The organism is Streptomyces sp. NPDC005263 (assembly GCF_042872365.1).
Classification (GTDB): Bacteria; Actinomycetota; Actinomycetes; order Streptomycetales; family Streptomycetaceae; genus Streptomyces.
Genome location: NZ_JBIAKJ010000002.1, coordinates 196,622 through 217,327 on the forward strand (window position 1 = coordinate 196,622; position 20,706 = coordinate 217,327).

16 protein-coding genes are annotated in these 20,706 nt (G+C 71.1%); 12 read left to right on the top strand and 4 right to left on the bottom strand.

Features of this window, described 5'->3' with window-relative positions; genetic code table 11:
• The first annotated feature begins 34 nt into the window (after positions 1–34).
• From ACFYRY_RS08290 to ACFYRY_RS08300, 3 genes are all read left to right on the top strand, one after another.
• A complete protein-coding gene (locus tag ACFYRY_RS08290) occupies positions 35–625 on the top strand; it encodes a TetR/AcrR family transcriptional regulator (RefSeq protein WP_356771365.1) in 591 nt (196 codons plus the stop codon).
• Positions 626–854: 229 nt separating this feature from the next.
• The gene (locus tag ACFYRY_RS08295) at positions 855–2,012 is read left to right on the top strand and encodes an acyl-CoA dehydrogenase family protein (protein WP_389141480.1); all 1,158 of its coding nucleotides are present in this window, start codon (positions 855–857) and stop codon (positions 2,010–2,012) included.
• 35 nt (positions 2,013–2,047) lie between these two features.
• A complete protein-coding gene (locus ACFYRY_RS08300; RefSeq protein WP_389141482.1) occupies positions 2,048–2,935 on the top strand; it encodes an acyl-CoA thioesterase in 888 nt (295 codons plus the stop codon).
• Here ACFYRY_RS08300 and ACFYRY_RS08305 read toward each other — a convergent pair.
• Positions 2,932–3,720, bottom strand: a complete 789-nt coding sequence (locus ACFYRY_RS08305) for a phosphatase (protein WP_389141484.1) — start codon at positions 3,718–3,720, stop codon at positions 2,932–2,934. The two genes, ACFYRY_RS08300 and ACFYRY_RS08305, sit on opposite strands and share 4 nt — an antisense overlap.
• A 71-nt stretch (positions 3,721–3,791) precedes the next feature.
• The gene (locus ACFYRY_RS08310) at positions 3,792–5,282 is read right to left on the bottom strand and encodes a PucR family transcriptional regulator (RefSeq protein ID WP_389141486.1); all 1,491 of its coding nucleotides are present in this window, start codon (positions 5,280–5,282) and stop codon (positions 3,792–3,794) included.
• Positions 5,283–5,404: 122 nt separating this feature from the next.
• On the opposite strand from ACFYRY_RS08310, the gene ACFYRY_RS08315 reads away from it, so the two are divergent.
• The 4 genes from ACFYRY_RS08315 (at position 5,405) to ACFYRY_RS08330 (ending at position 10,765) form a co-directional block, all read left to right on the top strand.
• The gene (locus ACFYRY_RS08315; protein ID WP_389141488.1) at positions 5,405–6,865 is read left to right on the top strand and encodes a sodium:solute symporter; all 1,461 of its coding nucleotides are present in this window, start codon (positions 5,405–5,407) and stop codon (positions 6,863–6,865) included.
• Between the two features lie 112 nt (positions 6,866–6,977).
• Positions 6,978–7,961, top strand: coding sequence for an agmatinase (speB, locus tag ACFYRY_RS08320; protein WP_389141490.1), 984 nt, complete (start codon positions 6,978–6,980; stop codon positions 7,959–7,961).
• Positions 7,958–9,643, top strand: coding sequence for a thiamine pyrophosphate-binding protein (locus ACFYRY_RS08325; protein WP_389141492.1), 1,686 nt, complete (start codon positions 7,958–7,960; stop codon positions 9,641–9,643). Before speB ends, ACFYRY_RS08325 begins: the two co-directional genes overlap by 4 nt.
• 141 nt (positions 9,644–9,784) lie before the next feature.
• Positions 9,785–10,765: a phosphotransferase enzyme family protein gene (locus ACFYRY_RS08330; RefSeq protein WP_389141494.1), complete on the top strand. Its 981-nt coding sequence runs from the start codon at positions 9,785–9,787 to the stop codon at positions 10,763–10,765.
• Positions 10,766–10,794: 29 nt separating this feature from the next.
• On the opposite strand, the gene ACFYRY_RS08335 is transcribed toward ACFYRY_RS08330, so the two are convergent.
• Positions 10,795–11,454 carry an endonuclease I family protein gene (locus ACFYRY_RS08335; protein ID WP_389143651.1) on the bottom strand — a complete coding sequence of 220 codons (660 nt, stop codon included), beginning with the start codon at positions 11,452–11,454 and terminating at the stop codon, positions 10,795–10,797.
• A gap of 32 nt (positions 11,455–11,486) precedes the next feature.
• Here ACFYRY_RS08335 and ACFYRY_RS08340 point away from each other — a divergent pair, with 32 nt between their 5' ends.
• On the top strand, positions 11,487–11,537 hold the full coding sequence (locus tag ACFYRY_RS08340) for a hypothetical protein (RefSeq protein ID WP_389143654.1): 51 nt from the start codon (positions 11,487–11,489) through the stop codon (positions 11,535–11,537).
• A 256-nt stretch (positions 11,538–11,793) separates the two neighbouring features.
• On the opposite strand, the gene ACFYRY_RS08345 is transcribed toward ACFYRY_RS08340, so the two are convergent.
• Positions 11,794–14,106, bottom strand: coding sequence for an ArnT family glycosyltransferase (locus ACFYRY_RS08345; RefSeq protein ID WP_389141496.1), 2,313 nt, complete (start codon positions 14,104–14,106; stop codon positions 11,794–11,796).
• 154 nt (positions 14,107–14,260) lie between these two features.
• Here ACFYRY_RS08345 and ACFYRY_RS08350 point away from each other — a divergent pair, with 154 nt between their 5' ends.
• The 4 genes from ACFYRY_RS08350 to ACFYRY_RS08365 all read left to right on the top strand — a co-directional run bounded on the left by ACFYRY_RS08350 (position 14,261) and on the right by ACFYRY_RS08365 (position 20,682).
• Positions 14,261–15,112, top strand: a complete 852-nt coding sequence (locus tag ACFYRY_RS08350; protein WP_389141498.1) for a serine hydrolase — start codon at positions 14,261–14,263, stop codon at positions 15,110–15,112.
• Between the two features lie 48 nt (positions 15,113–15,160).
• Complete coding sequence (locus ACFYRY_RS08355) at positions 15,161–16,183, top strand: esterase-like activity of phytase family protein (protein ID WP_389141500.1); 1,023 nt, start codon at positions 15,161–15,163, stop codon at positions 16,181–16,183.
• A gap of 250 nt (positions 16,184–16,433) precedes the next feature.
• Positions 16,434–20,189 (top strand): ABC transporter ATP-binding protein, encoded by a 3,756-nt coding sequence (locus tag ACFYRY_RS08360; protein WP_389141502.1) that lies wholly within the window; start codon positions 16,434–16,436, stop codon positions 20,187–20,189.
• 142 nt (positions 20,190–20,331) lie between these two features.
• On the top strand, positions 20,332–20,682 hold the full coding sequence (locus ACFYRY_RS08365) for a hypothetical protein (RefSeq protein ID WP_389143656.1): 351 nt from the start codon (positions 20,332–20,334) through the stop codon (positions 20,680–20,682).
• The last annotated feature ends 24 nt before the right edge of the window (positions 20,683–20,706 follow it).

Below are 20,706 nucleotides of genomic sequence, written 5' to 3' on the forward strand. Positions count from 1 at the left end.
ACGACCGCTAACCTCGCTGTCTAGAATTGCTTCCATGGCCACCAGAACCGACGCCCCCACCCGCCGTGAGCAGATCCTCAAGCAGGCCGCGCGGCTGTTCGCCGAACGTGGCTTCCACGGCGTGGGCGTGGACGAGATAGGCGCCGCGGTCGGGATCAGCGGTCCCGGTCTCTACCGTCACTTCACGGGCAAGGACGCGATGCTCGCCGAGCTGCTGGTGGGGATCAGCGGCCGGCTGCTGACGGGCGCGAAACGGCGGCTTCAGGAGGCCGACGGCGTCGCCCCCGGGGCGGTCCTCGACTCCCTCATCGAGGGTCACATCGACTTCGCCCTGGACGACCGGCCGCTGATCACCCTCCACGACCGCGAGCTGGACCGCCTCCGGGACAGCGACCGCAAACTGGTGCGGCAGTTGCAGCGGCAGTACGTGGAGCTGTGGGTCGGGGTGGTCCGGGAGGTGTACCCGGGACTGGACGAGCCGGCGGCGCGCTCCGCCGTGCACTCGGTGTTCGGGTTGCTGAACTCGACGCCGCACCTGGGGCGAGCGGGCTCACTGCCGGGCCGGGGCGCCACCGCGGAGCTGCTGCACCGGATGGCGCGAGGAGCGTTCGCGGCGGCGGAGTAGTCCCCGATCTTCGGCCGGTCCTGAACCGGGCCGCACGTGACGAGCATTACCTGGACGCACCTTCCTACCCACCCCTACTCACCGGTACCGTTAGGTGAGCAAGCGCTTAGCTGCGAGGGACCACAATCATCGATTTTTGGAACCGCAACCATCAATCGAGGAACCCCGACGGCGAGCAACCAGGTACGCGAGAGCGGCGCCGGTTTAGGCGCAGAGAAGGGTGGCGGCGGTGCGCCGTACGGTGTTCAACGAGGATCACGAGGCGTTCCGGGAGACCCTCCGGGCCTTCATCGAGGCCGAGGTCGTCCCCGTCTACGACGAGTGGTTCGCCGCGGGCCAGGCGCCGCGCGACTTCTACTACAAGCTCGCCGAGCTCGGTGTCTTCGGTATCCGCGTGGACGAGGAGTTCGGCGGCGCCGGCATCGACTCGTACAAGTTCGAAGCCGTGATGTACGAGGAGACCGCCCGCGCGGGCGTCCAGTTCGGCGGCTCCGGCGTGCACGTGCTGCTGGGCCTGCCGTACATCAAGATGCTCGCCACCGACGAGCAGAAGAAGCGCTTCCTGCCGAAGTTCGTCTCCGGTGAGGAGATGTGGGCCCTCGCGATGACCGAGCCGGGCACCGGCTCCGACCTCGCGGGCATGAAGACCACCGCGAAGCTCTCCGAGGACGGCACGCACTACGTCCTCAACGGCTCCAAGACCTTCATCACCGGCGGCGTGCACGCCGACCGTGTGATCGTCTGCGCCCGTACCTCCGCGCCCACCGCCGAGGACCGCCGGCACGGCATCTCCCTGTTCGCCGTGGACACCAAGTCCGAGGGCTACTCCATAGGCCGCAAGCTCGACAAGCTCGGCCTGAAGACCTCCGACACCGCCGAGCTGGCGTTCGTCGACGTCAAGGTCCCCGTCGAGGACCTCCTCGGCGAGGAGAACAAGGGCTTCTACTACCTGGGCCACAACCTGGCCTCCGAGCGCTGGGGCATCGCCTTCGGTGCCTACGCCCAGGCCAAGGCCGCCGTCCGGTTCGCCAAGGAGTACGTGCAGGACCGCACGGTCTTCGGCAAGCCCGTCGCCTCCTTCCAGAACACCAAGTTCGAACTGGCCGCCTGCCAGGCCGAGGTGGACGCCGCCGAGGCCGTCGCCGACCGCTCCCTGGAGGCCCTGGACGCCGGCGAGCTGACCCCCGCCGAGGCCGCCAGCGCCAAGCTGTTCTGCACCGAGGTCGCCCACCGCGTGATCGACCGCTGCCTCCAGCTGCACGGTGGCTACGGCTTCATGAACGAGTACCCGATCGCCCGTCTGTACGCGGACAACCGCGTCAACCGTATCTACGGCGGGACCAGCGAGATCATGAAGTCGATCATCGCGAAGGACATGGGTCTGTAAGGTCCGCGAAATTACCTGCCGGTAGAACTGACGTCATGAGTCAGGCACTACAAGATCTCCTCGATCTGCTCGACCTCGAGCAGATCGAGGAGAACATCTTCCGCGGCCAGTCCCGCTACGCCGTGATCCCCCGGGTCTTCGGCGGCCAGGTCGCCGCCCAGGCGCTGGTCGCCGCCGGACGGACGGTCCCCGAGGACCGTCTCGCCCACTCCCTGCACGCCTATTTCCTGCGTCCGGGAGACCCCGGCGCGCCCATCGTCTACACGGTCGAGCGGATGAACGACGGCCGTTCCTTCACCGCGCGCCGCGTCCTCGCCGTGCAGCACGGACAGCCGATCTTCGCGCTGTCCGCCTCCTTCCAGCGGTACGAGGAGGGCTTCGAGCACCAGGCCGCCAAGCCGGACGCCCCTGACCCCGTCACGCTGCCCACCTCCGAGGAACGGCTGCGCGGCTACGGCCACATGGCTCCCGAGGTCGTCGAGAAGTTCCTCGAGGCGCGCGAGGCGATCGACCTGCGCTACGTCGACGAGCCACCGTACGGACGCTTCGGCGAGCCGCGCGAGCCGCACTCCCAGGTCTGGTTCCGCACCAACGGCAAGCTGGCCGACGACCCGCTGCTGCACGTCGTCCTCGCCACGTACGTCTCCGACATGACCCTGCTCGACTCGGTCCTGCTCGCGCACGGGCGCGGGGGATGGGCGGTCGGAGACGTCGTGGGCGCGTCACTGGACCACGCGATGTGGTTCCACCGCCCGTTCCGCGCCGACGAATGGCTCCTCTACGACCAGGAGTCGCCGTCCGCGCACGGCGGCCGGGGTCTCGGCCAGGCCCGCATCTACACGCAGGACGGCCGGCTCGCCATCTCCGTGATCCAGGAGGGCGTGGTCCGCGCCCCTCGGGAACGCCGAGCCGAAACCCCCTAGGCCAGTCCCGCCTCCGCCAGCAGGTACGCCGTCATCGGGTCGTAGTGACGCGGGCTGATCACGTGGTCGTCGAGGGGCACCGTCACCTGCACGGTGCCCTCCGCCTCGGCGAGGAAGAGCGCCGGGTCGTTGCAGTCGGCGTACCCGACGGAGTCCACGCCGTGCTGGCCCGCGTAGCCCGCCCAGCCGTGGTCGGCGACGACCAGGTCGGGCAGCGGGCGGCCCTCGCGCTCCAGCCCGGTGAGGATGGCCCGCATCGGCTCACCGGAGTGGGTGTGCCACAGCGAGGCGCCGTGCTCCAGCACCGCCACGTCCGCGAACTGCATGACGTACCCCTCGTCCGTGCGCAGCCCCTCCGGGATGACGACGATCTCGCAGCCGGCGGCGCGCAGCGCGGCGGCGGTGGCACGGTGCACGTCGAGCAGTCCGCCCGGGTGGCCGGTGGCGAACAGGACCCGCTGCCCTCCGTCGGCGGCCTTGCGCAGCCGGGCCGCCATACGCTCCAGGCCGGCCACCGTCAGACCGGGATCGATGGTGTCCTGCCCGTACCGGTACCCGGGGTCGTCGTTCACCCCGACCCGTTCCGCCATCACCGCGAGCACGTCCTGCTCGTCGGTCCACCGGTCGCCGAGCTCCAGGCCGAGCCAGAAGTTGCGAACGCCGTTCGCCAGCTGGCGGTAGTGGGAGAGGTTGTTCTCGCGCGGGGTGGCGACCTCGCCCGCGATACGGGTCCTCACAAGGTGGTCGACGAGCTCGGCGCGGCTGGGTGTCCCGGGTATCGGCATGCCTCCATTGTGAGGCAGACGACCGGGGGCCACCTGGTATCCCGCAGCCTGGGACGCGGGTCACGCGGGGCTCACAGCAGCCGTAGCGCGAACCACAGTTCCATCCGTACGTCCGGGTCGTCCAGGTCCGCGCCCAGCAGGGCCGCGCACCGGGCGATCCGCTGCCGCACGGTGTTGCGGTGCACGGCCAGCGCCACCGCCGTACGGTCCCAACTGCCGTGCAGGGAAAGCCAGGCCCGCAGCGTCTCCGGGAGCGCCGGGACGGCGGTGATCGGCGCGAGCAGCGTACGGGCGTAGGCCTCGGCCTCGTCGCCGGGGACCAGGTCGGCGAGGGTGGGGCGGGCCGCGTGGTGGGCCAGTGGGACGCGGGTGGCTCGGGCCCGCGCCAGCGCACGGCCCGCCTGGGCGTCGGCGTCGGCCCACTCCCGCGGGGTGACGGCGGCGCTGACACCGAGCGTCCAGCCGGGTTGCGCGGCGACGTCCCGACCGGCCGGCACGAGGATCCGTACGACGTCCCGGTCCAGGTCGACCAGTGAGGAGCCGAGCGCCGCACCGAGCGCGGCGGCGGCGACCGCGTCCACAACCTCCGCGTGGGGTCGCGCGTGCACGACGACCCACCGCTCCTCGCCCAGCAGGGGAGCCACCTCCTCGGGCGCGGACCCCAGCAGCAGCCGTACCAGCGCCGAGGAGCGTGCCGCCCCCGTACCGCTGTGATGCTCGCCGGTGAGGAGGGAGAGCAGCACAGCGGCGACGGAGGCGATGGTGTGGTCGCCCGGTTCGCGCCGCGGCGCCGCGACCCCGAGCACGAAACCCTCCTCGGCGCCGAGGGCGTAGGCGGCGAGATGGGTGCCGGCGACGGTGTCGGTCGCGGTCGTGGAGGAGCGGCCCGTGACGATCCGCGCGAGCCCGGCCAGCGCCTCCCGCACGGCGGCCCCGGGATCGCTGCCCGCCGCCGCGATCCGGGTGCCGTCCGGCCCGTACAGCACCGCCCGGCCGCCGGTCCGCCGGGCCAGCTGCCGCAGGACCGAGGGGACGGGGTCGGGGCGGGAGGCCGCGGCGGCGAGGCTCTGCTGGGCCTCCGTGACGCGGCGCAGTTCGGTGTGCCGGGCCTGCGCCATCAGCTGCCAGACCGCGCGGGCCACGCCCGAGAAGGTGGTCTGCGGCGGGACCTCGACCAGGGGCAGCCCGTGTGCCTCGCAGGCCGCGACCAGCGCCCGCGGCACCGTGTCGTGCACCGGCGCCAGCCCGAAGCCGAGGACCGCGCCGCCCGCCGCGACGATCCGGGAGACGTAGCCGTCGAAGTACTCCTCCAGCCTCGACGTCGCTGGACCGGAGGCACCCCCGTCGGGCCCCGCCGCCTCCGGAATGTGCACGCCGGCCGTCAGCAGCAGCTCGCCGCCCAGCAGGTACGGATACGGGTCCGCCATCTCCGAGGTGTGCGCCCAGTGGATGACGATGTCCGGCTCGGACGGCCCCGCGATCTGGCGCAGGGCCAGGTCCTCGCGGGCCAGCAGTGCCGTGAGGGGCACGGGCGGCGTGGGCGGAACGGCGGGGTCCGGCATGGTGGACGTTTCCTCCGTCCAGCGAGGCTCGAATGGATGAAACGTACACTTCGCAGTCGCTTTCCGGCCACCTAGTGTCAGTCCTCGTCACCCGCCACCGAGCGTGCGCGAAGGAGAGCCCCATGGCCGTCGACTACACCGTGATCGTCGTCTATCTGGTCGGCATGCTGGCGATGGGCTGGTGGGGCATGCGCCGCGCCAGGTCCAAGAGCGAGTTCCTGGTGGCCGGGCGTCGCCTGGGACCCGCCATGTACTCCGGCACCATGGCGGCGATCGTCCTGGGCGGCGCGTCCACCATCGGCGGCGTGGGGCTGGGCTACCAGTACGGGCTGTCCGGTGCCTGGATGGTCTTCACCATCGGTCTCGGCCTGCTCGCGCTGTCGGTGTTCTTCTCCGCCCGCATCGCCCGCCTCAAGGTCTACACCGTCTCCGAGATGCTCGACCTGCGCTACGGCGGCCGGGCCGGTGTGATCTCCGGCGTGGTCATGTGGGCGTACACGTTGATGCTGGCGGTGACGTCGACCATCGCGTACGCGACGATCTTCGACGTCCTCCTCGACATGAACCGGACCCTGGCGATCGTCCTCGGGGGCTCGATCGTCGTCGCGTACTCCACCCTCGGCGGCATGTGGTCGATCACGCTGACGGACATGGTGCAGTTCGTGGTGAAGACCGTCGGCGTCCTGCTGCTGCTTCTGCCCATCGCCGTGGTGAAGGCGGGCGGCTTCGGCGAGATGCGGGCGAAGCTCCCCACCGAGTACTTCGACCCGCTGGGCATCGGCGGCGAGACGATCTTCACCTATGTGCTGATCTACACCTTCGGCATGCTCATCGGGCAGGACATCTGGCAGCGCGTCTTCACCGCCCGCAGTGACACCACGGCGCGGTGGGGCGGCACGGTCGCCGGTACCTACTGTCTCGTGTACGCCCTGGCCGGCGCCGTCATCGGCACCGCGGCCAAGGTCCTCTACCCGAACCTGGCCAACGCGGACGACGCCTTCGCGACCATCGTGAAGGACGAACTCCCGGTCGGGATACGGGGGTTGGTGCTGGCGGCCGCGCTCGCCGCCGTGATGTCGACGTCCTCCGGCGCGCTGATCGCCTGCGCCACCGTCGCCAACAACGACATCTGGTCGCGACTGCGGGGAACCGTGCGGGGGACGGAGGGCGAGCGGGACGAGGTCAGGGGCAACCGCGTCTTCATCCTCGTCATGGGCGTGGTGGTGATCGGCACCGCCATCGCGCTGAACAACGTCGTCGAGGCGCTCACCGTCGCCTACAACCTCCTGGTCGGCGGCCTCCTCGTGCCGATCCTCGGCGGGCTGCTGTGGAAGCGCGGCACGGCCCAGGGCGCCCTCGCCTCCGTGATCGTCGGCGGTCTCGCGGTCGTCGGCCTGATGGCGTCCTACGGCATCCTCGCCAACCAGCCCGTCTACTACGGCCTGTTGTCCTCCCTGGCCGCCTACCTCGTCGTCTCCCTGGCGACCCCCGCGACCGACGCGACCGTCCTCACCGCCTGGCGTGAGCGCCTCGCGGGACGGTCACCCGAACCCGTGACCGAGTCGGTGCCGGCTCCCCAGTAGGGTCGTAACAAGAAGTACGTAGCGGTACATATCAGCGCACCGCAGAGCATCCAGAGCACGGCAGTACGCAGAAGCGCCCCATGATGAAGCGCAGGAAAGAAGGCAGTACCCCATGAGCAGCAACGAGACGCCCCGCGGTCCCGTCGACTCCTCCCGCATCCCGCGGTACGCCGGCCCCGCGACCTTCGCGCGACTGCCGCGCCTCGACGAGGTCGGCCACGCCGATGTCGCCGTGGTCGGGGTGCCGTTCGACTCGGGCGTCTCCTACCGGCCGGGCGCCCGCTTCGGCGGCAACGCGATCCGTGAGGCGTCCCGGCTGCTGCGGCCGTACAACCCGGCGCAGGACGCCTCCCCCTTCGCGCTGGCGCAGGTGGCGGACGCGGGCGACATCGCCGCGAACCCCTTCAACATCAACGAGGCCGTCGACACGATCGAGGCGGCGGCGGACGACCTGCTCGGTACCGGCGCCCGCCTGATGACCCTGGGCGGCGACCACACCATCGCGCTGCCGCTGCTGCGGTCGGTCGCGAAGAAGCACGGCCCCGTCGCCCTGCTCCACTTCGACGCCCACCTCGACACCTGGGACACGTACTTCGGCGCGGAGTACACGCACGGGACGCCGTTCCGGCGGGCGGTCGAGGAGGGCATCCTCGACACCTCCGCCCTCTCCCACGTCGGCACGCGCGGCCCGCTGTACGGCAAGCAGGACCTGGACGACGACGCCAAACTGGGCTTCGGCATCGTCACGTCGGCGGACGTGATGAGGCGCGGTGTCGACGAGGTCGCCGACCAGCTCCGCCAGCGCATCGGCGACCGCCCCCTCTACATCTCCATCGACATCGACTGCCTCGACCCGGCACACGCCCCCGGCACCGGCACCCCGGAGGCGGGCGGCATGACCTCCCGTGAGCTGCTGGAGATCCTGCGGGGCCTGGCCGGGTGCCACCTGGTCTCGGCGGACGTCGTCGAGGTGGCCCCCGCGTACGATCACGCGGAGATCACGTCGGTGGCGGCATCCCACACGGCGTACGAACTGACCACGATCATGACTCGCCAGATCGCAGAGGCGAGGGCTCAGGAGAAGGCCGCGAAGTGACCCACGACCACGATCTGGTGCTGCGTCCCACGGCCGCCCAGACATCAGCCGCGCTGAATCCGCCCCCGGGGCGCAACGGCGGAGACCTGGTCGTGGAGACGCTGGCCGGGCTCGGCGCGACCACCGTCTTCGGCCTGCCCGGCCAGCACGCGCTGGGGATGTTCGACGCGCTGCGCCGCTCGGACCTGCGGTACATAGGCCTTCGGGTGGAGAACAACGCGGGTTTCGCGGCGGACGCGTACGGCCGGATCACGGGCGAGGCGGCCCCCCTGCTGCTGTCGACCGGGCCGGGGGCCCTGACCTCCCTCGCCGCACTCCAGGAGGCGGCGGCGGCTTCGGCGCCGGTGCTGGCGATCAGCAGCCAGATCCCGACGGCGGGCCTGGGCGGTGGCCGACGCGGCTATCTGCACGAACTCCCGGACCAGTCGGCCTCGTTCCGGGGCGTGGTGAAATCCGTCCACACGGTCCGCGCTCAGTCGCAGATCCCGTCCGCGATCGCCGAGGCGTGGAAGTCGGCGCTCACCGCCCCGCACGGCCCGGTCTGGGTGGAGATCCCGCAGGACGTCCTGCTGGCCCAGACGCTGATCCCGGTGGTGACGGGCGGCGACGCCTTCCCCGAGGAACTGCCCCCGCGCCCCGAACTGACGGCGGTGGCGGCCGACTTGCTCTCCCGCGCCGCGCGCCCGGCGATCATCGCGGGCGGGGGAGTCGTACGGGCGGACGCGTCGGGCAAGCTGAGGCAGCTGGCGGAGAGGATCCAGGCCCCGGTGGTGACCACCCCCGGCGGCAAGGGCGCATTCCCCTGGACGCATCCGCTGTCCCTCCAGTCCTGGATCGAGGACCGGCACACCACGGACTTCCTGGAGGACGCGGACGTCGTCCTGGTGGTCGGCTCGGGCCTGGGTGAACTCTCCTCCAACTACCACACGTTCAAGCCTCGCGGCCGGGTCATCCAGATCGAGGCGGACCTCGGCAAACTGGAGTCCAACCACCCGGCGCTGGGCATCCACGCGGACGCCCGACTCGCGTTGCAGGCGCTGCTGGAGACGGTGTCGGAGCGGGCGGACGAGTCGGCCCCGGAGCGGGTGAGCGCGGTCCTGTCCCGCGTCTCGGAACGTATCGCCGCCCAGGAACTCACCCTGGAACAGAACGTGTTGGCGTCGGTCCGCAAGGCGCTCCCCGCCACCGCACCGTCCTTCTGGGACATGACGATCCTGTCCTACTGGGCCTGGTCGGCCTTCGACGCCAAGGGCCCCAACCACATGCACTCCGCCCAGGGCGCCGGCGGCCTCGGCTACGCCTTCCCGGCGGCGTTGGGCGCGGCGGCGGCCGACCCCACCCGCCCCGTACTCGCGGTCTCCGGCGACGGCGGCGCCCTGTACTCCATCGCCGAACTGGCCACGGCCCGCCAGTACGACCTGAACGTCACCTGGCTGATCGTCGACGACGGCGGCTACGGCATCCTCCGCGAGTACATGACGGGCGCCTTCGGCGAGACGACAGCGACCGAGCTGACCCGCCCGGACTACGTGGCCCTGGCGGAGTCCTTCGGCGTGCCGGGGGTCCGTACGACCCCGGCGGCCCTGTCGGACGACCTGTCGAAGGCGCTCGCGTCACCGGGCCCGGCGGTGGTCGTACTCCCGGCGGTGCTGCGGATGTTCGCACCGACACATCTCGACTGAGGTGTAATCCTGGGGCCGGACCGCACACGGCTCGACCACCCTGGCTCGACGACCCATGGCTCGACCACCCATGGCTCGGCCACCCATGGCTCGACCGCGCGGTGGCCGGGACACCGACGTCGCAGTCAGAGAGGCACTCGTATGCAGAGCGCGGCCGACTTCATCGCGGACACCTACGCGCTGGGCGCGGGACCATGGACGGTCACACCCGTCACGCGGGGCGCGCTCGGGCAGATCTGGAAGCTGGCCGGGGACAACTCCTCCTGGGCGGTGAAGGAGTTGCTGTTCGGCTGTGACGAGGGACAGGTCGCCCGGGAGGCGGCCCTGCGCGACGCCGCGGAACGGATGGGGATCTGCTCGCCGCGGCTGCTGCCGAACCGCGGCGGCGCACACGTTTCCCAGCTCACCCCAGAGCTCGGCGGGTCCCACGTGAAGCTGTACGACTGGATCGACGGCGCCGAGGCGGACGCCGCCGATCCGGAGATCCTGAGCTGGTGCGGCCGGACCCTGGCCCTGCTCCACCGGGCCGGAGAGGGCACCACCGAGACACCGGACGCCTGGTACGAGGAGTGCCCCCAGGAAGCCGACTGGGAGAAACTGCACCAGGAGACCAGCCGGGCCGGCCTGCCCTGGTCGGACGAGCTGGGCCGGTTCGCCGCGACCCGGGCGGCGGAGTTGGCCCGCCACGTCACCCCGTCCGACCCGCGCTCTCTGGTGACCTCGCATCTCGACATGCGGCCCCAGAACGTTCTGGTCGGTCCGGCCGGTCCGGTGCTCCTCGACTGGGACAACGCCGGACCCGTCTCGGCGGAACGCGAGCTCGCGCGGGCCGTGTACGTATGGGCCGGCGGCAACGACTTCCACGCCGATTCCGCGCGGCGGCTGGTCCGGGCGTACCGGGATGCCGGTGGCCCCGGGGTCATCAAGGGCCTGGACTCGTTCTCGATGCTCTTCGCGACGGACCTGAACTACGTCCGCGTACAGGCCGAGTGCGCTCTCGACCCGGCCGCGACCGCCGCGCAGCGCGCGTTCGCGAGCGAGCAGGTCGTCGCCACCCTGCGCGGCCTGCCGGATCCGGCCGCCGTCTCCCGGCTCACGGAGACTGTCGTGCGGCCCAGCTGATCCGGCAGGCACGGTAGGCGCGCCGGGTCCTACCAGATCGCCTCGACCCACTCCGGGTGGTCGATGAACGGGTTGCGGTTGTGCTGGTACGTGTCGTAGATGACCTGGTTGCGCTTCTCCTCGAAGGCGCTCGGCGGGTCCTCGTCGTTCCACTGCTTGAGCACGGAGAGCTTGCCCATGTACGGGGCGCTGCCGTTGTTGACCTTCTCGTTGGGTTCGAGATCGGCGAAGCTGTCGTCGCCCTCGTAGCGCACGGCCATGTAGAGGATCATGCGGGCCACGTCGCCCTTGTCCGCGTCGCGCGGCTCGAAGGAGTCGGAGTCGGTGAGGCTGCCGCCCCCGCCGCTGACCGCGCTGCCGCCGTTGTCGAAGTCCTTGTTGCCACGGATGCTGTTCACCTGGACGTCCGCCGGGCGCAGGTGGTGCAGGTCGGTGCCGGGACCGGTCACCTCGCCGAAGTCGCCGTGGGACTTGGCCCAGGTGTGCTCGCGGTTCCAGTCGCCGGTGTCGCCGCCGTTGAGGGACTTGCTGCGCGAGACGCCGCTGTACAGCAGGATCACGTTGTTGCTGTTGTTCGGGTCCTGGTCGGTGGCCTTGAGGGCGTTCCAGACCGCGGAGTACGAGATCTTCGTCTGGCTGCTGATGATGGTGTGCAGGGAGGACTTGAGGCTCGTCCCCGTCTTGCCGATCGCGTTCTTGTAGTACGTCGTGTCGTACGCCGTTGTCGTGGCCGCGGCGGGGGTCGCGGTCAGTGCGGGGGCGGCGAGGCTGATCATGACGGTGGAGACGGCGAGCGCCAGGGGCTTGAAGCGGCGCGTGCGTATGGGGGTGACGGGCATCGCGAGTGTCCGTTCTACGCGGGTTGATTGAGCGGGTAATCGGGAGCGTGACATGGACATGCGCTGTTGTCCATGAAGTGGACGTGTCCAACAGGTGACAGGGTCCGGCAATTTGTTCTTTGTCTACGCGAGTTGACGCACCGGAACTCCCTCTGGCCGCGTGGCCAGAGGGAGTTGGCGCTGAGCCGCTCAGCTGACGTCCGACGCGTCCAGGCGGTAGACCGTCGACTGGTTCGACTGGGACGAGGAGCTGGACTGGGAGGAGGAGTTGGACTTCGAGTCCGACTGTGACTGCGACTGTGACTGCGATGCCGAGCCGCTGCTGTACTCGCTCTCCTTCACCGCCGTCCCGTGCTTCCGCACCCACTCGGTGACCTCGGAGCTGGCGCCGGAGCCGCCGCCGGGACCGCCGCCCATACCGCTGCCGCCGACCTGGATGTAGTGCAACTCGCCCTTCTTCACCAGGTCCTTGAGCTTGGCGAGGGTCATCGCGTTGTCGCTGCCGGACCAGCCCCACATGGAGATGACGGGCTCGCCACTGCTGAGGATGAGCTGCGCGGCACTCTGCGAACTCGACACCGCCAGCAGCCACTTGGCGCCGTCCTGGTGCTTCTTCAGATATGAGACGAGCTCGCTGCTCGCGCCGCCGCCCATACCGCCCATGCCCCCGCCGCCCATGCCGCCGGCCTGACCACCGGTGCCGCCCTCGGCTGCCGTACCGCCGTTCTCGCCGGTGCCGCCCGGCGGCGTACCGCCCATCTCACCGGTACCGCCGGGAGCCTGGCCCGCGCCGCTCGACGCGCCCGGCAGTTCGCCGTTGCCGCCGCCGGGCGCCATCTGGCCACCGTCGGGCCCGCCGCCCTCCTGGCCGGACCGTCCACCTGTCTGCCCGCCCTGCCGCGTGCCGCCCGGCATCCCACCGCCCTCGACCCCACCGCCTCCGAAGCCGCCCCGGCCGCCACCCCCGCCGGGACCACCGCCGAAGCCGCTCCCCGTAGAAGGCCCGGCCGTGGGATTCGTCCCTCCGCCCATGCCGCCTCCGCCGCTCGAACCGGACGGCACCGACCAGGCGTACGCGGCCGGGCCCGCCACCGCGGCGACGACCGCCGCGACCACCGAGGCCGCCAGCAGCCGCACCCGGTCACCGGAGCGGAAGACCAGCAGGCCCGCGATCGCCAGCGCCATGACCACCGCGATCGTCGGCCACAGCCAGGTGTTCCAGCCGGAGGCCCGGCGCAGGAGCACCGCGGCCCAGACCGCCGTGACCGCCAGGGCGGCGGGCAGGACCCACGCCCAGCGCCGGTCGGCACGGAAGGCACGCAGCAGCAGCGCGCCCCCGCCGCCGCACAGCGCGGCGATACCCGGCGCCAGCGCGGTCGTGTAGTACGGGTGCATGGTGCCCTCGGCCAGCGCGAACGTCAGATAGTGCAGCGCGGTCCAGCCGCCCCACATGACCAGCGCGGCCCGGGTCGGGTCGGTGCGCGGCGCGCGGCCGCACAGGACCAGGCCACCGGCGCACGCGATCGCCGCGAAGGGGATCAGCCAGGAGATCTGGCCGCCGAGGATGTCGTTGAAGAGACGCCCGAGGCCCGCCGTACCGGAGAAGCCGCCGCCTCCGCCGCCACCGCCCCCGCCGTTGCCCTCGCCGCCGAAGATCCGGCCCAGACCGTTGTAGCCCATGATCAGGTTCCAGGCGGTGCCGTCCGTCGAGCCGCCGATGTACGGCCGCGAGGAGGCGGGCACCAAGGACACGGCCGCCGCCCACCAGAAGCTGGACACGGCCAGGGCCACGGCGGCCAGGACCAGGTTCACCGCCTTCTTCCGCCAGCCGAGCCGCGAGGCGAACACGTACACGGCGAAGACGGCGGGCAGCGCGATGTATCCCTGGAGCATCTTGGTGTTGAAGGCGAGCCCGAAGCACACCGCGGAGCCGATCAGCGGCAGCAGCCTGTCGGTGCGCACGGCCCGCAGCGCGAGCGCCGCGCCGCCGACCATCAGCAGCACCAGCAGCGTGTCGGGGTTGTTGTCACGGTTGATGGCGACCGTGATCGGGGTCAGCGCGAGGACCAGCGCGGCGACGGCCGCCGCCGGGTGCCCGAACACCCGCTTCACCGACGCGTGCAGGATCCAGATCGTGCCGAGCGCGGCCGCGACCATCGGCGCCATCATCTGCCAGGTGCCGTACCCGAAGACCCGGCACGACAGGCCCATGACCATCAGCGCGAACGGCGGCTTGTCGACGGTGAGGAAGTTGCCGGCGTCCAACGAGCCGAAGAACCACGCCTTCCAGCTCTGCGTGCCGCTCAGGACGGCCGCGCTGTAGAAGCTGTTCAGGCTCGAACCGGACAGGTTCCAGGAGTAGAGCGCCGCGGCCAGGACAAGGATCGCGATCAGGGCGGGCAACGACCAGCGAGGCGCCTGCGGGGGCACCCCGGGCGGGGCCGGCGGCGGCAGGTCGGGGGACAGGGTGGGGTGGGGGCGGGGATCGGTGGCTGAGGTCACCCCGGCATGATCTGAAGCGGGGGTGGGTGCCCGCTGTGCCGAACCTTGTGCCCTGCTGTGAATGCGCGGAGGACTCGGTAACGCTTGTGCGACCTTCGCGCAACCGTTCGCCAATGCGTACAACCTTTCCCTCGAACTCGTGCGTCAACTGGGCATGACTCACGGAATATCCATTCGCACGAGAGCGCTGGCCGCCGGTGTCGGCGCCGGGGTCCTCATCCCCCTCGTGGCCGCCGCCGCGCCCGCCGCCGCTGTCACACCGGCCGTCAGCTGTACGTCCGCCAAGGCGGGCCTCGCCGACAAGTTGAAGAAGGACATCACCACGGCCCTCGCGAACCGCAAGGGCACGATCGCGGTCGGCGTCTACGACCGCTCGACGAAGACCACCTGCACCCTGCGCGCCTCCACCGCCTTCGACTCGGCCAGTGTCGTGAAGGTCACCGTGCTCGCCACGCTGCTGTGGGACGCCAAGAAGCACAACCGGTACCTCACCGACACCGAGGCCTCGCTCGCCAAGGCCATGATCACCAAGTCGGACAACACCGCGACCAGCAAGCTCTGGAAGCAGTTGGGGCTGACGAAGATCAAGGGGTTCCTCGCCGCGGCCGGGATGACCCAGACCAAGCCGGGCGCGAACGGCTACTGGGGTCTGACCCAGATCACCGTCACCGACGAGCAGAAGCTGCTGAAGCTCCTCACCGCGAACAACGCGGTCCTGAGCGACAACTCCCGCGCCTACATCATCAAGTTGATGAGCCAGGTCATCTCGTCGCAGCGCTGGGGGACACCGTACGGAGTGCCGTCCGGGGTCTCGGTCGCCGTCAAGAACGGCTGGTTGCAGCGGGCCAGCAACGGCTGGCGGGTGCACAGCATCGGCGCCTTCAAGGGCGGCGGCCACGACTACATGATCACGGTGCTCAGCCAGGGCAACAGCACCATGAACTACGGCATCTCGACCATCCAGGGCGTCGCGAAGGTCGTCCACAAGGACCTGGCGTCGTCCTGACGCCTGCCGCTCTCCCCTCGGTCACCTGCCGGCCCTACGGTGACCTCCATGCGCCTGAGAACCGTACTCGCCGCCACCACCGCGGCCCTGGCGGCGGCCACCTGCCTGACCGCCGCCGGTCCCGCGAACGCCCAGGACGACCACGCCTGTTCGTCCACCGTCTCCATCGACCGCTTCTCCGACGCGCTCGACAAGACGGCCTACGACGGCACCTTCGTCGGCAACCTCTCCGCGCTCGCCGTGGACACGGACGGCTCGCTCGCCGCCCTCTCCGACCGCTCCTCCCTCTTCGACCTCGACGCGAAGACCCTCCAGCCCCGCTCCGTGACCCCGCTCGCCGACGAGACGGGCACCGCGCTCGACTCCGAGGGTCTGGTGATCGACGGTGACGGCACGAGGCTGATCACCTCCGAGACCGAGCCGTCCGTACGCCGCTACTCCCGCTCCGGCCGGATCCTCGGCCGTCTCCCGGTCCCGGCCTCCCTCCGGGTCGCCCCGGCCGGCCGGGCCGTCCCCAACGGCACCTTCGAAGGGCTGACGCTGCTCCCCGGCGGTCACACCCTGCTGGCGTCCATGGAGTACGCCCTGTCCGGCGACAGCTCCGGCGCCGTCCGCTTCCAGACCTGGGAGCGGCACCGCGCGGGCTTCGTGCCCGCCGCCCAGTACGCCTACCCGGTCGACGCCGGCCTCGGCGTGCCCGAGGTGCAGGCCACCCCCGACGGCCGCCTCCTCGTCCTGGAACGCGGCTTCACCTCCGGCGTCGGCAACACGGTCCGCCTCTACCTGGCCGACCCTCGCCGCGCCACCGACACCAGCGGCGTCGAGAACCTGACGGGTCAGGCGGGCGTACGCCCGATCAAGAAGACCCTGCTCGCGGACCTCGCCGCCTGCCCGACCCTGGGCGCCACGGCGAAGCAGCCCCAGCCGAACCCGCTCCTCGACAACATCGAGGGCATGGTCGTCACCCGGCACGACAAGGGCCGCCTGAAGGTCCTGCTGGTCAGCGACGACAACCAGAACGCGGTGCAGACGACGCGGTTCTATTACTTGCAGGTGCAGGTAACCCACTAGGGGGTGTCCGCAAAGTCGCGTCGTCCGCCCGAAGGGCGGGCCCTGCGGCGAGAGTGCGTGCCGGGCGTCGCAGGGCAGGCGGGACTTTGCGGACACCCCCTAGGGGCGCGGGGAACCGCGCGACCACCCACAGCGCACCCGCACACGAAAATGGCCGAACCAAGCGGAGCGCTTTGTTGCGGAGGGATGAAATCCGCCTCGTTTCGCGTTGGTGCCTTCCGGAAGATCAGGTCGAACGGAGGGCACCCGCGTGGCAGCGCAAAAGGGAGCGCAACAGGGCGAGACGCAGGGCTGGGCCCGCAGGCTGGCCGGATACGCCTGGCGGCACCCCAGGGACGTCGTCCTCGCCCTCGGCTCCTCGCTCGCCGGCATGGCCGTCATGGCGCTGGTCCCGCTGGCCACCAAGGTGATCATCGACGATGTGATCGGCGCCCACACCCGGGACATGGCTCCCTGGGCGGGCGCCCTGATCGCCGCGGCCGTCCTGGTGTACGTCCTCACCTACATCCGCCGCTACTACGGCGGCCGTCTCGCCCTCGACGTCCAGCACGACCTGCGTACCGAGATGTTCGGGACGATCACCCGGCTCGACGGACGCCGGCAGGACGAGCTGTCCACCGGGCAGGTCGTCGGCCGGGCCACCAGCGACCTCCAGCTGATCCAGGGCCTGCTCTTCATGCTCCCGATGACCATCGGGAACCTGGTGCTCTTCGTGATCTCCCTGGTGATCATGGCCTGGCTGTCCCTGCCGCTCACCCTGGTCGCGCTGGCCGTGGCCCCCGCCCTGTGGTGGATCGCCCGGCGCAGCCGCAGCAAGCTGCACCCCGCCACCTGGTACGCCCAGGCCCAGGCCGCCGCCGTGGCCGGCGTGGTCGACGGCGCGGTGAGCGGCGTACGGGTGGTGAAGGGCTTCGGGCAGGAGGACCAGGAGACCGGCAAGCTCCGCGAGGTCGGCCGGCGGCTCTTCGCGGGCCGGCTGCGCACCATCCGCTTCAACTCGAAGTACACCCCCGCCCTCCAGGCCGTTCCCGCGCTCGGCCAGGTCGCGATGCTCGCGATCGGCGGCTGGCTGGCGGTCCGCGGGCACATCACGCTCGGCACGTTCGTCGCCTTCTCCACCTACCTCGCCCAGCTCGTCGGCCCGGTCCGCATGCTCGCCGTGGTGCTCACCGTCGGCCAGCAGGCCCGGGCGGGCACCGAGCGCGTCCTGGAGCTGATCGACACCGAGCCCTCGATGACCGACGGCACCAAGGAACTCCCCGCCGACGTGCCCGCGACCGTCGAGTTCGACGACGTCTCCTTCGGCTACGCCGACGCCCTTGGCGAAACCGCCCCGGTCCTGCAAGGACTCTCCTTCGAGATCCGGGCCGGCGAGACCCTCGCCGTCGTCGGCTCCTCGGGCTCCGGCAAGTCCACGGTCTCCCTGCTGCTGCCGCGCTTCTACGACGTGACCCACGGCGCGGTCCTCATCGGCGGCCACGACGTCCGCGAGCTCACCCTGGACTCCCTGCGGGCCGCGATCGGCCTGGTCCCCGAGGACTCGTTCCTCTTCTCGGACACGGTCCGCGGCAACATCGCGTACGGCCGCCCGGAGGCGACCCAGGAGGAGATAGAGAAGGCGGCCCGCGCCGCCCAGGCCCACCGCTTCATCGCCGAGCTCCCGCACGGCTACGACACCAAGGTCGGCGAGCACGGCCTCACCCTCTCCGGCGGCCAGCGACAGCGCGTCGCCCTGGCCCGCGCGATCCTCACCGACCCGCGCCTGCTGGTCCTCGACGACGCCACCTCCGCCGTGGACGCCCGCGTCGAGCACGAGATCCACGAGGCACTCCAGCAGGTCATGCGGGGCCGGACCACCCTGCTGATCGCGCACCGCCGCTCCACCCTCAACCTCGCCGACCGCATCGCCGTCCTCGACGGCGGCCGGCTCGCGGACGTCGGCACCCACGAGGAGCTCCAGGAGCGGTCCGAGCTCTACCGCCGCCTGCTCACCGACCCGGACGAACTCGGCGGAGTCTCACCCGGCCACGCCCCGCCCCCCGCGCCCACGGAGGACACCTCCGTACGGGACGAACTGGACGCCGAGTTCGACGCCGAGCGCGGTATCACGCCCCGGCTCTGGGCGGGGGCGCGTGAGCCCAGGGACGCGGCGATGGCCGGTACCCCGGCCACTCCCGAACTGCTCGCCCAGGTCGACGCGTTGCCCCCGGCGACCGACACCCCGGGCGTCGACGAGGCACGGGCGGTCGCCGCCGAGGAGTCGTACGGCCTGCGCAGGCTGCTGAGCGGCTTCGGCCTGCCCCTGCTGATCAGCCTGGTGCTGGTCGCCGTGGACGCCGGCATGGGTCTGCTGCTCCCGGTGATGATCCGTAACGGCATCGACGACGGCGTCAACCAGCTGGCCCTGAACGCGGTCTGGGCCGCCTCCCTCTTCGCCCTGCTCGCCGTGTCCGTCCAGTGGGTGGCGCAGGTCGGCGAGACCCGGATGACGGGGCGGACCGGCGAACGGGTCCTGTACTCCCTGCGGCTGAAGATCTTCGCCCAGCTCCAGCGGCTCGGACTCGACTACTACGAGCGGGAGTTGACCGGCCGGATCATGACGCGGATGACGACCGACGTCGACGCGCTCTCGACCTTCCTGCAGACCGGACTGGTCACCGCGTTCGTCTCCGTCGTCACCTTCTTCGGCATCATGATCGCCCTGCTGGTGATCGACGTCCAGCTCGCCCTCGTCGTGTTCTCGACCCTGCCGCCGCTGATCGTCGCCACGTTCTTCTTCCGCCGGGCCAGCGTGAAGGCGTACGAACTGGCCCGGGAGCGGGTGTCGGTGGTCAACGCCGACCTCCAGGAGTCGGTGTCGGGGCTCAGGATCGTGCAGGCCTTCCGCCGCGAGCACGACGGCAGCCGACGCTTCGCGGAGCGCAGCGACAGCTACCGCCGGGCGCGGATCCGGGGCCAGTGGCTGATCTCCATCTACTTCCCGTTCGTGCAGCTGCTGTCGTCGGTGGCGGCGGCCGCCGTACTGATCGCGGGCGCGGGACGGGTCGACGCGGCGACCCTGACGACGGGCGCGCTGGTCGCCTACCTGCTCTACATCGACCTGTTCTTCGCCCCCGTCCAGCAGCTCTCCCAGGTCTTCGACGGCTACCAGCAGGCGACGGTGTCGCTGGGCCGCATCCAGGAGCTGCTCCGGGAGCCCACGTCCACCAAGAACGCCGAGAAGCCGCTCGACGTCCTGTCCCTGCGGGGCGAGATCGCCTTCGAGGACGTGCACTTCGCCTACGGCGAGGAGGAAGAGGCCCTCGGCGGTGTCGACCTGCGCATCCCGGCCGGGCAGACGGTCGCGTTCGTCGGGGAGACCGGCGCCGGCAAGTCGACCCTGGTCAAGCTGGTCGCCCGCTTCTACGACCCGACCGGCGGCCGGGTGACCGTCGACGGCACGGACCTGCGCTCGCTGGACCTCACCTCCTACCGGCACCGCCTCGGTGTCGTCCCGCAGGAGGCGTACCTCTTCCAGGGCACGGTCCGCGACGCCATCGCCTACGGCCGTCCGGACGCCACCGACGCCGAGGTGGAGACGGCGGCCCGCGCGGTCGGCGCCCACGAGATGATCGCCCAGCTCACGGGCGGCTACCTCCACGAGGTCGCCGAACGCGGCCGCAACCTCTCCGCCGGCCAGCGCCAGCTGATCGCGCTGGCCCGCGCCGAACTCGTCGACCCGGACATCCTCCTCCTCGACGAGGCCACCGCCGCCCTGGACCTGGCGACGGAAGCCCAGGTCAACCAGGCCACCGACCGGATCGCGGGCCGCCGCACGACACTCGTGGTGGCCCACCGCCTGACCACCGCGGCCCGCGCGGACCGTGTGGTGGTCATGGACCACGGGCAGGTCGCCGAGGACGGCACGCACGAGGAACTGCTGGCCAGGGACGGGCGGTACGCCGAGCTGTGGCGGATCTTCGTGGGGGCTCCCGAGCCGGAGGAGCCGGTCGGCGCCTCGCAGTGATGGCCGGATCGCGCCGGAACAGGTGACATTCGCGCAACCATCCGACACACGTCCGGCGTCCGTACACCAGTACGCACATCGTCGCGGTACGGGAGGGACGACAGTGGACTGGGCTGCGATACGGCGCCGCCTCGCGCTCGGCATGGCCGTGCTGACCACGTCCGCGGTGCTCGCGCTCGCGGCGCCCGGGGCCGCCCAGGCCGCCGAGTCGTCGTGCGCCGGACGCAAGGTCAAAACGCTCACGTTCGCCACCGGCTCGGTGCGGGTCTACGAGCGGCGCGGCTGGGTCTGCGTGATCACCGTGGCCAAGAACCCCGGCCGCAAGCGGTACATGATGGTCAGCGTGCAGGCGCGCGGCCTCCGCCCGGTCGTGGACGAGGGGCAGTACACCCGCCACGCCGGCCCGCGGAAGACACACGCCGGCCAACGGTGCGTCCGTGTGAAGGGCGCGGTGGGACGAAGCTCGGTCAGCTCCGGCTGGATTCTGTGCTGAACCACAGGTTTCCTACAGGGTTTT